Source organism: Arthrobacter sp. Cza30, assembly GCF_059090765.1.
The window spans coordinates 340,933-354,197 of record NZ_JBNHGA010000007.1 but is presented as its reverse complement, the minus strand read 5'-3'; the positions used below and the strand labels follow the sequence as shown (position 1 = coordinate 354,197).

Here is a 13,265-nt window from a genome sequence, read left to right as displayed (position 1 = left end):
ATCGAAGGTTCACAGTTGTACGGTGACCCGTTCGCTGTCCAGCAACCGTTGGGTCACCCCTACCTCCGGGTGCACCAGCACGACCGTGCCGCCGCCCTGCCAGGTTGCCAGGGCTTCGCGAAGCACATCCGGCCAGGGGGTTTGCGCCGGCACCAGCAGGTTCCCGGCGGCCGTCGGCCGGTCCAGAAGCCGGGCGAAGGTGAGTGCCCCGCCGTCGTACTCCAGGGCCAAGCCGTTTGCCGCCAGGGAATCGATTCCCAGGTAGTCGTCCGCGTAGGACCGGACCTCGGCCGCGTAATCGAGGACGCCGTCGGGCAGTTCCCCGGGCCAGCGCAACTGGAGCGCGCCCAGGGCGACCAGGACCTGGTGTCCGCCGCCGTCGCGCACCAAGAGGGCCGGATCCGCCGCCACCACCACATCGGCGGTCCGGGCGCCCTCGCCCAGCCGGACGGTGGCACCGGCCTGCCACGCGGCCAGCGCCCAGACCATCGACCGCCAGTGCGGCTCCATCAGAAGACCCACGCCCGTACCCTCGGCGGCGTCCAGTTCCTCGGCCAGCAGGTTCGCCGTCTTGGCCACCCAGTTGTCCAGCACGCGCCCGGACAGCTCGATGCGTTCGCCCTCCGGGCCGTACCAGACCAGGCAGGGGGACGAGCCCGGGCGCAGCCGGGCCAACAGGTCGTTGATCGTGGCGGGGGTGCTCACGGTGCTCCTTAAGGTCGGGTTCGTGGCTCAGCCGGAGGCCGGCTGGGGTATGCACGCGGTGTTTGTGACGTACATCACGGGGGCGGGCCCTCGCGTGGCGTACGCGGATTTCGCTGCCGGGTCTCTAAGATTTCCGCCGGCGCTTGACTTGAACGTATTACACCCATGTAATTAGTTATTAAACGTGTAACAGCATGCTTGTGTCCGGCACTGAGATCCAGCGCTGCACATGAATCTAGCACCATGCTGGTACAGGAACTCCGGGAGGGCTGATGGGGCAGGCAGAACGTAGTGCGCACCGGCGGGAGCTCGAAGCGCAGGCTTCGGCATCGCACGGATCGCGCGGCGTACCGGCAGACTGGTATGTGGATCCGGCAGATCCGACGGCGGCAGAACGCTTCCGCGAATCCAGCCAACAGACACTCGAGGACGCGGCCACCGCCTTCCTCGCCGCGCACGAAGCGTTGGCCGATGGACCCGGGGCCGAGGTGCTGGAGCTGGCTGCTCCGCGCCTGCTCCGGGAACCGGCCGAGGCCGACCCGGCGCCGAAACCGCAGTGGATCGGGCTGCCGGGCTTCGGCGCCGGCTATGAGGACGAGGGGGAACTCGGCTGGCAGGCCGATGCCCTGTGCGCCCAGACGGACCCGGAAGCGTTCTTCCCCGAGAAGGGCGGATCCACACGCGACGCGAAGAAGGTGTGCGGGGCATGCACGGTGCGCTCGCAGTGCCTGGAGTATGCGCTGGCTAATGACGAGCGTTTCGGCATTTGGGGAGGCCTGTCGGAGCGCGAGCGCCGCCGGCTACGGAAAAGAGCGCTCTAATTCAGCAGCAAGTTCGCGTCACCGCCGTCGTGGTAGCCCACGACGGCGCTTCCTGCCTGCCCGAAACCCTGGCCGCCCTGGCCCGGCAGACGAGACCCGCCGATGCCCACGTCGGGGTGGACACCGGATCGTCCGACGGGTCCGCTGACCTGCTGCGCGCGCAGTTGCCCGCCGGCAGCCTGGTGGCCGCCGCTTCCCACCGCGCCGCGTTCGGCGCCGCGGTCCGGGTGGGGCTGGCCGAGCTGCCCAAGCACGCCCCGGACGACGGTCCGGCCCAGGAATGGCTGTGGCTGCTGCACGATGATTCCGCCCCGGAGCCTGATGCGCTCGAGGAACTGCTGCTCGCCGTGGAAACGGCACCGTCGGTAACCATCGCCGGCTGCAAACAGGTGGACTGGGACGACCCGCGCCGGCTGGTCGACGTGGGCCTGACCGTGAGCCGCTGGGCCGAACGGCTGACCATGATCGACGTCGACGAGATGGACCAGGGCCAGTACAACGGCCGCAGCGACTTCTTTGCCGTCAACTCCGCCGGCATGCTGGTGCGCCGCGACGTCTTCGACCAGCTGGGCGGGTTCGATCCGGCCCTGCCCGGGACCGGTGATGACGTGGACCTGTGCTGGCGGAACCGGCTGGCCGGCCACCGCGTGGTGGTTGTTCCCACCGCGAGGGTTCGCCACGCCACCCGGACCGGCGACCACAGCACCGCAAGGGCAGCCCGCAAGGCGCAGATCCACCTGCGGCTCAAGCATGCGGCCTGGTGGGAGGTCCCGTTCCTGTGGCTCGGGGCCCTGCTCGGCGGGCTGTACAGCTTCCTGGCCTCGGTGGTGGCCAAGGACCCGATGCACGGGCTGCGGCAACTGGGCGCCACCCTTGCCGCCTTGTTCCGTCCCGCTGGCTTTTTCGCGTCCCGGCGGCAGGCCGCCAGGACCCGCAGGACCTCGCGGGCGATAGTGCGCCCGCTGATGGTCCCGCGGCGCGAGGTCTGGGCCTACCGGCGCTCACTGGCCGAGTCGCTGCGGCCCGAGCTCGCCGCCGGCGTCGTGGGCGACGGCTCCGGATCGGATGCCGGCAGCAGCGACCAGCCCACCGGCGGATCCGACGACTTCGCTGCCCTCGCCGCGCCCGCCCGGACCTGGGTGGGTACGGGACTGGTGACCGCCGCCGTCGTGCTGGCCCTCGTGTCCACGGTGGGCATGTTTGACTTTTTCGGGGCGCCGGCGCTGGTGGGCGGCGGACTGCTGCCGGTCTCGGCCACCGTCGCCGAAATCTGGCACAACGCGTCCAGCTGGTGGATTTCGCTTGGCTCCGGCGTCCCCGGGCACGGCGACCCCTTCGGCTACGTGCTGGCGGTCCTGGCCGTGCTGGGCCTGGGGAACGGTTCCGCCGCCGTCCTTACGCTGGTGCTGCTGGCCATGCCGTTGGCCGCCGCCGGCGCATGGTTTGCTGCCGGGGCCTTCACGCAGCGGCGCGGCCTGCGCTTCTGGGCCGCGATGTTCTGGGCGAGCGTGCCGGCGTTCCAGGTCGCGTTGGGTACGGGCCGCCTGGGCGCGCTGATCGCCCACCTGCTGATCCCGTGGGCCGTGCTGGGCCTGCTGCGCGCCACCGGCTCCGCCGTCCAACGCGCCGACGCCAACCGGCCCCTGCTGCCGCACGAAGCCGTGCACAAGCCCGGGATCAACGGGAATCCCTCCTGGACGGCGGCGGCAGCGGCGGGACTCTGCCTGGCCGGGATCACGGCGTCGGCACCGGCGCTGCTGCCGGTCGTCGTCGTCTTTATTGCCGTCCTGATGCTGGCCTTGCGCCGCCGGGCCAAGACCGTTTGGTGGGCGCTCATCCCGCCGCTGGCGCTCGCCCTGCCGATGCTGGTCGCCGGGCTGGACCAGCCGCGCGCGCTGCTGGGCGATCCCGGCCTGCCGCTGGCCTTCCACGCCGCCCCGCTGTGGCAGCAGCTGATGGGCTTCCCGCTCGCCTTCGGCCCCGCCGACGGGCTGGCCGGGGCCGGGATGCTGGAGGGACTGGCCCAGGGTCCGTGGGCGCTCGTCTACGCGCTCGTCGTCGCCGTGCCGGTGCTGGCGCTGGCCGTGGCCGGGGCGGTCACGGGCAAGGGTGCCGGCCGCGCACGGTTGCTCTGGCTCGGCGCGTTCCTGACCCTCGCGGCCTCCTTTGGTTCATCGCTGCTGGCCACCGCCGTCGCTCCGGGCGCCGTGGTCACACCGTTCACGGGTCCCTTTGTCTCGCTGGCCCTGTTCCTGCTCCTGGGCGCGGCACTGATCGCCGGGGACCGGCTGCGGCACGACCTGGCCGCTGCGCGGCGCCCGGCCTCGGGCCTGCGGCGCACCGTGGCCGTGGCCGCCGCCGTCCTCATGGCCCTGGGCCCGGCGGCGAGCCTGGCGCACTGGCTGGTGCCCCAGTTCACCGGCTACACACCGTCCAGCGAGGCGCGGACCCTGACGGACTTCGGCACGCAGATGGCGGTGGCGCCCGGGGCAGGCCGCACGCTGCCGGCCACCTCTGCGGACAGCGGGACCGGGCCGGAACAGGCCCGTGCGCTCGTGTTGACGGCGGGATCCGGCGGCGCGGTGACCGCTGCCGTGATGCACGGCAGCGGCACCACCCTGGACCAACTCTCGGCCATTTACTCGGCGCGGGCCCTGGCCGGTCCGCTCACCGAAGCCCAGGTGCGCTCCGACGACGACGCCGACGCCGAATTGCGGAACACGGTGGCGGTCATCGTGGCGGGCACCGGCGTGGATCCGCGGCCGTCCCTGGTGCGGCTCGGCGTGGACTTCGTGGTGCTGCAGGAATCCGATACGGCGGCCGAACTGCTCGCCGGCCGGATCGACGCCGTGCCCGGGCTGACGTCCGTGGGACGCACCGACTCCGGCTGGCTCTGGCGGGTCGTCGGAGCGACCGGTAAGGACGGCACCGCGGCCGGCCAACTGACCGCCCGGGTGCGCCTGGTCGATGCCAACGGCGACCTGCTGCAAACCGTGCCGTCCGGCTGGACCGCGGCGGCCGGCGAGATTCCCGCCGGCGAGCCCGGACGCCGGCTGATCCTGGCCGAGCGGACGGACCCGGGCTGGACGGCCACCCTGAACGGCCGGCCCCTGGAATCCTCGCAGGACGGCTGGGCCCAGGCGTTTGAAGTGCCGGCAGCAGCGGGTACGGTAAAGATCGGCTATTCGAGCCCGTGGTCGCCGTGGATTGGCATCCTTCAGGTGCTCGCCATCGGACTGACCGTCCTGCTCGCCATACCGATCCCGGCCCGGCGGCGGTTAGTGCCGCGCCGCATCGACCACATCAAGACCACCGGGGCGGATGCCCGCCCCGCCGAACTGCGCAGGGCGGCATTCGAAGACCCGGCCGACGGCGGCGCAGTTGCCCTGGCCGGAAAAGGACAGCAACGATGACGGAGACGGGTGGCCGCGGCGAGGAGCCGCGGGCGACAGAGGCGGCGACCGGGCCAGCGGCCGCTGCCGCATCCGCACCTGACGGCGGGCAGCCGGATCGGGAAAGCGCGGCCGAGCCCGTGCAGCCGGACCGGGAAGGCGCGGCCGAGCCCGTGCAGCCGGACCGGGACGGGGCGGCCGAGCCCGTGCAGCCGGTCGACCGCAAGGCCGCCAAGCGGGCCGCGCGGCGCGACCGCACACGCGATGCCGCCGCAGGCAAACCTGCCGCACGCTCCGGCAGTTCCACCGCCGGCGGCACGCCGAAGCGCGGCGGGCGGCGGATGCTGGGCGCCGTCTCCGGGGCGGGCCTTTTGCTGCTGACCGGAGCGGCGGTAGCCGCCGGCAGCCTGGTGGAGGTGCCGGGCGCGGCCGCCGAGCGGCCGCCCGTGTCCGCTGCCGTTCCGGCCGGAGACTACACGGCGGTCTGCCCGGAGCCCCTGCGACTGCTGGACAGCGCCGCCGAAGACACCGATCCGCAGTTCAGTCCGGTCTCCACCACGGCGCAGACCAGGGCGCGGGCCCTGGTGCTCAGCGACCTCGGCGGCAACGTCCCCGGCAGCGAGCTGACGGAACTGGGCGCGGGCACTCCGCTCGCGCGCATCGCGGAACCGACGGAAGAGTCCTCCGGCGAGACCAAGATGGTGGCGTCCGTGGTGTCCGGACAGGATCTGTCCGCTCCCACCGTGCTGCGGGCCGCCCCGCTGGGGGAGTCCACCGCGCTGGCCGGCGCCGCCATGACCTACCGGGCCTCCGACGGCGACCTGCGCGGACTGGCCGCTGCCAACTGCATGGCACCGGACAATGACTTCTGGCTGCTCGGTGCGTCCACCACCGTGGGAACCACGTCCGTGCTGAAACTGCACAACAGTTCCCAGACACCCTCTTCGGTCGACCTCGAACTGGTCTCGTCCGAGGGGCAGGTCCAGGCTGCCGGCACCCGCGGGCTGCTGGTCGCTCCCGGGGAGTCACGCTCCATCGTGCTGGCGGGAGTGGCCGCGAACCAGGAATCCCTGGCCGTGCGCGTGCAGTCCTCCGGCGGCCCGGTGACCGGCTTCATCCAGCAGAGCATCCTGCGCCAGCTGACCCCTGGCGGCGTCGAGTTGCTGCAGGCCTCGGCCCCGGCCGGCGCGCGCCAGGTGGTCACGGGAATCACCGTCCAGGACCAGAAACCGGCACGGGCGATCCGAACCCAGGACGGCTACGAGGACGCGGCGCCGGCGCTGGACGTGGCGGTGCCCGGCGTGACCGACGCCGTCCTGGAAGTGCGCGTCTTCGGTTCCGACGGCCCGGTCGGCCTCCCCGGCGGCGGAGTCGTCACCGCGGCGGCCGGCAGCGTCACCAGGGTCCCGCTGGAGTCGTTGCCCGCCGGCACGTATTCCGTCGAAATCAGCGCCGACGTGTCCATCGCTGCCGCCGCGCGGGTCAGCAGGGGAACCGAGGCGGGCGAACCGGTGGACTTCGGGTGGTCACCCGCGACCGGCCGCCTCGGCAGCAACCATCTGGCGGTCGTGCCGGGCGGTGTCAGCTCCCGGATGGCCTTCAGCGCGCCGTCCGGGGACGCCCGGGTGGAAATCACGCCGGTGGATCCGAAGGGCAAACTAGGGGAGAAGCAGGCGGTGACGGTGCCCGCCGGAACCACCGTGACCCTGGATCCCCGGGCAGACGGCGCCGACGCCGCGGCCCTGTTGATCAGCGCGTCCGGCGACGCCGTCTACGGCGCCCAGGTCCTGACCGACGGCGGCGCTCCCGACGTTGCGGTCCTGCCGGTGCCCGCCGGCACGCAGGCGCAGAACGCGGTGCCGGTCGATATCGGGTACTAGGGAAGAAGCGGCGCCGGGACCGGAACGCCGGTCAGGGGCGGGTCCGGCCGTAGCCGGGGTCAACCGCTTCCGGCGCCATGTTCAGCAGTTGCGCTGTCTGCTCCACCACCACATCGTGGATGAGCTCCGGCAGTTCGGCCCGCAGCCGGGCGGCCGCCTGGACCGGCTGCCGGAACACGGTCACCACTGCCGGGCGGCCCGGCGAGGCCGGCGTGAAGCTGCCCAGGGGCGCGGCCTGGCCGCGGGCCAGCAGCTCTTCGAGGCGGGGCGGAATGTCCTCGACCACGAATTGGGCTGCCTCGACCCGCTCCCCCCAGAAGTACGCCAGCCGCTCGGCGGACTCCGCGACCCACTGCTCGAACTGTTCGGACCTGGTCAGGTGGCCGGGCAGGTTGGCGGGCAGCAAGTCGCCGCGCAGCCCGCGGCCGCGGCGGTTCCGGCGTCGTGCGGCAAACGGACGACGCCAGCCACCGCCGTCGCTGTCCAGCGAGAGGGTCAGTGATGGTCCGTTTTCCATATACCGACTTTAAGCCCGGGAACCGGAATAAGGCACCCGGCCCCCGCGGCGGTGCGCCGAAGCGCCCCGCGGCGAGGCACCGCGCGACCCGATTGTGACCTAATCTTCCCGCACCGCCCCGCGCCGGTGGTCGGGAAGGCGGGAGGCCCGGAGTAGGATGCATTCTCGTGGGATCCATTCGTCAATGTTCACGCTCGGCCTGTCAGCGGTCGGCCATCGCTACTTTGACGTACGTGTATGCCGATTCCACCGCCGTGCTGGGCCCGCTGGCGACCTACGCCGAGCCCCACTGCTACGACCTGTGTGCCGAGCACGCCGAACGGCTGACCGTGCCCCGCGGCTGGGAAGTCATGCGGCTGGCCCTGCCCGAGCAGGCACCGGTCCCCAACCCCGACGACCTGTTGGCCCTCGCCGACGCCGTGCGCGAGGCGGCCCGCACTCCGGAGGTGCCTGACGAGGCGCCCCAGCCGCGCGGCCAGCGCGAGCCGTTGGAACCTCCCGCGGGTGCCGCAGGCACCCGGCGCGGGCACCTGCGCATTCTGCGCGGACAACCCTAGGGCGATACGCTGGGAGACGGGCAGCGCGCCGTGCCGGCAACCTGCCGTCCGCGGCCAAGCCCCGCGCCGCCGGCCGCCGCAAGCGGATGCAGCCGAAGCTGCTGGAGATCAAAGGACACCATCGCATGGCACATCTGACCCCCGAACTGCTGGCGGTTTTGCGCTGCCCGGCTACCGGTTCATCACTGGTCCAAGAGGGCGACGAACTGCTCTCGACCGGCCGCACCGCCGCCGGAGACCGGCTGCACTACAAGATCGAAGACGGCATCCCGGTGCTGCTCCCGCACACCGCCCCCGCCGGCGGCGCCCTTGATTCAACCAACGACGGCGCCGCCGCCGGTTCCGCTGACGACGCTTAGGAGCATGACTGTGACGTTCGATTACAAGGTCAAGGACCTCTCGCTGGCAGCTGCCGGCCGCCACCAGATCCGCCTGGCGGAGCACGAGATGCCGGGACTGATGGCCCTGCGCGCAGAGTTCGGCGAGGCCCAGCCCCTGGCCGGCGCCAGGATTGCCGGTTCCCTGCACATGACGGTGCAGACCGCGGTCCTGATCGAAACGCTGACCGCGCTCGGAGCGGAGGTCCGCTGGGCCTCCTGCAACATCTTCTCCACCCAGGACGAGGCCGCCGCCGCCGTCGTGGTGGGAAACGGCACGCCGGAGGAACCGCAGGGCGTTCCGGTCTTCGCCTGGAAGGGTGAAACGCTCGAAGAGTACTGGTGGACGGCGGAGCAGATCCTGACCTGGCCCGGTGCCGACGGGAATCCCGAGCTGGGGCCGAACATGATTCTCGACGACGGCGGCGACGCCACCCTGCTGCTGCACAAGGGCGTCGAATTCGAGGCCGCCGGCGCCGTCCCCTCGGCCACCGCGGAGGACCCGCACGAGTACACCATCATCCTGGACGTGCTGCGCGCCTCGCTGGCCAAGGACCCGCAGAAGTTCACCCGGGTCGCCGCCGGCATCCGCGGCGTCACCGAGGAAACCACCACCGGCGTGCACCGGCTCTACCAGCTGGCGGAGCAGGGCCAGCTGCTGTTCCCGGCGATCAACGTCAACGACGCGGTGACCAAGTCCAAGTTCGACAACAAGTACGGCATCCGCCATTCGCTGCCGGACGGCATCAACCGGGCCACCGACGTTCTGATGGGCGGCAAGACCGCCGTGGTCTGCGGTTACGGCGACGTCGGCAAGGGCGCGGCCGAGGCGCTGCGCGGCCAGGGCGCCCGCGTCGTCGTCACCGAGATCGACCCGATCTGCGCCCTGCAGGCCGCGATGGACGGCTATCAGGTCACCACCCTGGACAAGGTCGTGGGCGAGGGCCACATCTTCATCACCACCACCGGCAACAAGGACGTCATCATGGCGTCCGACATGGTGAAGATGCGCGACAAGGCCATCGTGGGCAACATCGGCCACTTCGACAACGAAATCGACATGGCGGGCCTGGCCGGCGTCGAGGGCGTGGAGAAGGTGGAGATCAAGCCGCAGGTGCACGAATGGGTCTTCGATGCCGGGCTGGCGACCGAGCGCTCCATCATCGTGCTCTCCGAGGGCCGCCTGCTGAACCTGGGCAACGCCACGGGGCACCCTTCGTTCGTCATGAGCAACTCGTTCGCCAACCAGACCATCGCGCAGATCGAGCTGTTCACCAAGCACGGCAAGCCGGCCGAGGATTCGGCCACCGGCGAGCCCGAGTACGCCAACCAGGTCTACGTGCTGCCGAAGGTGCTCGACGAGAAGGTCGCCCGGCTGCACCTGGACGCGCTCGGCGTCGAACTCACCGAACTGACCAAGGAACAGGCCGAGTACCTGGGCGTGGACGCCGCCGGCCCGTACAAGCCGGACCACTACCGCTACTGATCGAGGCTGGGAGGGCCGGCGGCGGGGCGCCCCGTCCCGCCGTTAGCCGTCCGGTGAAATGGTTACCGGATTGTTGGGCGGGCTCGCCCGCAATAACCCGTGCGTTCGGCGGCGCCCGCCCTACGATGGAAGCAGGGTGCTGTTGTGCCCTTCAGCGGCGACCGCCTGCCGCCGGGGTCTCGTGAGTTGGGTTGGGATGACTGAGGAACAGAAGAAGCGCAAGGGCCTTAAGATCGCCCTGCTGTGCATCGTCGGAGTGCTGGTGGCTGCCGCCGCGGCCGTCACGGCAGCAACCATGGCGTCGCCCACGTTCGCAGCCCAGTTGGGACGGGTGTTCGCCGCCGCTCCGGCCGAGCGGCAGGGCTTCTCCGCGCCGGTCGTCAAGGCGATGTCGGTCGGTGTCACCCCGGCAGACAAAGCCGTGGAGGTCAATCCCGCCACCGTGGCCACCATCACCGCCAAGAACGCCTCCATCAAGGATGTGGCGTTGGCGCCGGCAAAGGGCGGCGAACCGATCGCCGGGGAGCTGTCCGCAGACGGCAGCGTCTGGAAGGCAACGGAACGCCTGGACTTCCTGACCGAATACGAGTTCAGCTACACCCTCGTGGACCGCGCCGGCACCGAGACCGCGAAGCAGCAGAGCTTCACCACCGTGCTGGCACCCAACCAGGCCGACGGCTGGATGTACCCGCTGGACGGGCAAAGCGTGGGCATCGCCCAGCCGCTGGAGTTCAACTTCAGCGAACCCGTGCTCAACAAGGAAGCGGTGGAGGAGGCCATCGCCATCACCACCTCCGCCGGGCAGAAGGGCGAGTTCTACTGGTACTCGGACACCAAGGCCCGCTTCCGCGCGGAAAGATACTGGGAGCCGAACAGCACGGTGACCGTGGACATGAAACTGTTCGGCGTGGAGTTCGGCAACGACATGATCGGCATGAACGACGAGAAGATCACCGTCAACATCCTCGATGACCGCCGGGCGATCGTGGACAACAAGACCAAGACCATGAAGATCTACGTGGGCGGCGAGCTGGCCAAGACCTTCCCGGTGACGCTGGGCGACCCGAACTGGCCGTCCAGCAAGGGCATCCACCCGATCATGGACATGCATAAGTCGCTGCCGTTCAACCCGCGCAGCATCGGGCTCAAACCGGGAGACCCGGACTGGTACGAGCCGTTCGACGCCAAGTACGCCAGCCGGTTGAGCAACAGCGGCGAGTTCGTCCACACCACCCTGGACCCCTCGGCCCTGGGCGTGCGCAACATTTCCCACGGTTGCGTGGGCATGTCCGAAGCCGGCGCCCGGTACTTCTACGAGACCATGCGGACCGGGGACATCGTGGATATCCGCAACACCGACGGCGGTTTCCTGGACCCGACGGACGGCTTCGGGGACTGGAACGTGGACTGGAAGACCTGGACGTCGCAGGACAAGGGGTAGCCGTCCCGCGGCCGGCGGCCCGGTGGCGGGCGGGCGGACCGCGCGGCCGGGCCTAGTCCCGGAAGGGCAGCGAATGCAGCCGGGCGCCACGCCGGGCGGCGCGCTCCTGCTGCCGGGACAGCCGGACGAAGTCGCGTTCGCGCCGTTCGGCCATCACGGCCAGCAGGTACATTTCCGGCGGCGTCCCGGCCGGCGGCGGGGGAGAGACATAGCCGGACGCCTCGTTGGCCAAGGCCGTGGCCAACCGGGCCCGGGAGGCCGGAATCATCTTGGGCGCCTGGGAGAGGAACTGGATAATCCGCCGGGCCAGCGGCTCCGGCAGCCGCCCCATGTCGGCGAGCTTCACCCAGGGTGCAAGTTGCGGGGGGATTTCCGGCAGGATCTTCGGCGTGACCGCGACGCGTTCCCGCATGCTGTAGGTGCCCGCCAGCAGGTCGCCGAGCCGCTTGGACTTGTCATTGAACAGGGCCACCATGAAGGCCACCGAACCGAGCAGGATGTACAGTTCGAAGACCGCCACGAGGCCGCGGATGAGCGCATGCCGGAACCGGATGGCACCGCCGTCGTCACGCACGATCCGCAGGCCCATGGCCCAGCGGCCCAGCGACTTGCCGCGGGTAAGGGTTTCGACGGCGATGGGCACCCCGACCAGGAAGAACAGCACCACGGCGATGACCAGCGCCCGGGCGGCCGCGGCGTCGAACCCGACCTCGAGGGTCTCCGCCAGCAGCACGAAGGCGGCGATCAGCAGGATCACGTTGGCCACCACATCGATGATCGAGCTCAGCGCCCGGACGCCGAACGACGCTGGCCGCAGTTCCAGCACTACCGCCTCGCCGGTGATGACGTTGCTCATCGGATCCCTTTCCCGGGCGGCCTGTGCCGCGCCCGGTTCCACTCTATCGATCCGGGGCGGCGGGCCGGGCGGCGCCGCGGATCTTCCGCGCGCGGCGGCTAGGCTAGGAGCGTGGATATCGATGCCTTCGCCGCGGTGCATGAGCACGATTGGCAGCGGCTGGACGAACTGAGCGCCAAACGCAGGCTCACCGGCGCCGAGGCGGATGAACTGCTCGTGCTCTACCGGCGCACCTCGACCCACCTGTCGATGATCCGGTCGGTGGCCGCCGAGGGCCAACTGTCGGCGGCCCTCTCCACCCGCCTCTCGCGCGCCCGGACGCGGTTCACCGGGGCCCGCTCCAACTTCGCCCGGGACGTGGCGGAGTTCTTCGTGTTGTCGCTGCCGGCCGCGTTCTACCGTCTGCGCTGGCTGACCGTGATCATCGGCGCACTCTTCGTCCTGGTCGCCTGGCTGTTCGGCGCCTGGGTGGCGGGAACCCCCGAGGTCATCAAAGCGATGGGGTCCGACGAGGACATCCGGCAGTACGTGGAAGAGGACTTCGTCAATTACTACTCGGAGAATCCCAACGCCTCCTTCGCCGGCATGGTGTGGACCAACAACGCCTGGATTGCCGCGCAGGCGGTGGCCTTCGGAGTGACCGGACTGTGGGTGCCGTACATCCTGTTCATGAACGCCCAGGGGGTGGGCATGGCCGGCGGGATGATGGCCGCCTACGACCGGCTGGACGTCTTTTTCCTCTACATCCTGCCGCACGGGTTGATGGAGATCACCGCCATCTTCATTGCCGGGGCGGCCGGACTGCGGATCTTCTGGTCCTGGGTCTCGCCCGGCCGGCTCACCCGTACCGCCTCGCTGGCCCGGGAAGGCAGGTCGCTGATTACCGTCGCCCTGGGACTGGTCCTCGTCCTCCTGATCTCCGGCCTGGTCGAGGGCTTCGTGACCCCCAGCCAGTTGCCTGACTGGCTGCGCCTGGGCATCGGTGTGCTGGTGCTGGCCGCCTACTGGATCTATACCCTCGTCGTGGGCCGGCGGGCCTACCTGGCGGGGGAGCGCGGCGACCTGGGCCGGTTCGACGCCGGCGAGGCCGCCGCCACCGGGTAGCTGCCGTCCGGGCAGGCGACGGGGCCGGCAGGCGACGGCCGGGCGGGCCGCCCCCGGGGTGGCAACCGTGAAGCGCCGCCGGCCGGCGGTAGTCTCATAGGCAGAGAGGCCAGCGGTACAGAAAGAGGC

11 protein-coding genes are annotated in these 13,265 nt (G+C 70.7%); 8 read left to right on the top strand and 3 right to left on the bottom strand.

Annotated elements, in window-relative coordinates; genetic code table 11:
• Positions 1-9 precede the first annotated feature (9 nt).
• Positions 10-705: a TIGR03089 family protein gene (locus AC5RVZ_RS24320; protein WP_494068200.1), complete on the bottom strand. Its 696-nt coding sequence runs from the start codon at positions 703-705 to the stop codon at positions 10-12.
• A 272-nt stretch (positions 706-977) separates the two neighbouring features.
• On the opposite strand from AC5RVZ_RS24320, the gene AC5RVZ_RS24315 reads away from it, so the two are divergent.
• From AC5RVZ_RS24315 to AC5RVZ_RS24305, 3 genes are read left to right on the top strand one after another with little or no spacing between them, the layout of a single operon-like run.
• Positions 978-1,526: a WhiB family transcriptional regulator gene (locus AC5RVZ_RS24315; protein WP_494068199.1), complete on the top strand. Its 549-nt coding sequence runs from the start codon at positions 978-980 to the stop codon at positions 1,524-1,526.
• Positions 1,527-1,555: 29 nt separating this feature from the next.
• Entirely contained in the window at positions 1,556-4,939 is a 3,384-nt protein-coding gene (locus AC5RVZ_RS24310) for a glycosyltransferase (RefSeq protein ID WP_494068198.1), read from the top strand.
• A complete protein-coding gene (locus AC5RVZ_RS24305) occupies positions 4,936-6,798 on the top strand; it encodes a DUF5719 family protein (RefSeq protein WP_494068197.1) in 1,863 nt (620 codons plus the stop codon). Before AC5RVZ_RS24310 ends, AC5RVZ_RS24305 begins: the two co-directional genes overlap by 4 nt.
• A 31-nt stretch (positions 6,799-6,829) precedes the next feature.
• Here the strand turns inward: AC5RVZ_RS24305 and AC5RVZ_RS24300 are convergent, their stop codons facing one another.
• A complete protein-coding gene (locus tag AC5RVZ_RS24300; protein WP_494068196.1) occupies positions 6,830-7,315 on the bottom strand; it encodes a metallopeptidase family protein in 486 nt (161 codons plus the stop codon).
• Positions 7,316-7,482: 167 nt separating this feature from the next.
• On the opposite strand from AC5RVZ_RS24300, the gene AC5RVZ_RS24295 reads away from it, so the two are divergent.
• The 4 genes from AC5RVZ_RS24295 to AC5RVZ_RS24280 all read left to right on the top strand — a co-directional run bounded on the left by AC5RVZ_RS24295 (position 7,483) and on the right by AC5RVZ_RS24280 (position 11,176).
• Positions 7,483-7,872, top strand: a complete 390-nt coding sequence (locus AC5RVZ_RS24295; protein WP_494001441.1) for a DUF3499 domain-containing protein — start codon at positions 7,483-7,485, stop codon at positions 7,870-7,872.
• A 125-nt stretch (positions 7,873-7,997) separates the two neighbouring features.
• Positions 7,998-8,231 (top strand): Trm112 family protein, encoded by a 234-nt coding sequence (locus tag AC5RVZ_RS24290; protein WP_494068195.1) that lies wholly within the window; start codon positions 7,998-8,000, stop codon positions 8,229-8,231.
• A 10-nt stretch (positions 8,232-8,241) separates the two neighbouring features.
• Positions 8,242-9,735 carry an adenosylhomocysteinase gene (gene ahcY / locus AC5RVZ_RS24285; protein ID WP_494068194.1) on the top strand — a complete coding sequence of 498 codons (1,494 nt, stop codon included), beginning with the start codon at positions 8,242-8,244 and terminating at the stop codon, positions 9,733-9,735.
• Positions 9,736-9,931: 196 nt separating this feature from the next.
• Positions 9,932-11,176 (top strand): L,D-transpeptidase, encoded by a 1,245-nt coding sequence (locus AC5RVZ_RS24280; RefSeq protein WP_494068193.1) that lies wholly within the window; start codon positions 9,932-9,934, stop codon positions 11,174-11,176.
• A 52-nt stretch (positions 11,177-11,228) separates the two neighbouring features.
• On the opposite strand, the gene AC5RVZ_RS24275 is transcribed toward AC5RVZ_RS24280, so the two are convergent.
• Positions 11,229-12,032: an RDD family protein gene (locus AC5RVZ_RS24275; RefSeq protein ID WP_494068192.1), complete on the bottom strand. Its 804-nt coding sequence runs from the start codon at positions 12,030-12,032 to the stop codon at positions 11,229-11,231.
• Positions 12,033-12,143: 111 nt separating this feature from the next.
• Between AC5RVZ_RS24275 and AC5RVZ_RS24270 the strand changes: the two genes are divergently transcribed.
• Positions 12,144-13,136, top strand: a complete 993-nt coding sequence (locus AC5RVZ_RS24270; protein ID WP_494068191.1) for a stage II sporulation protein M — start codon at positions 12,144-12,146, stop codon at positions 13,134-13,136.
• Positions 13,137-13,265 lie beyond the last annotated feature (129 nt).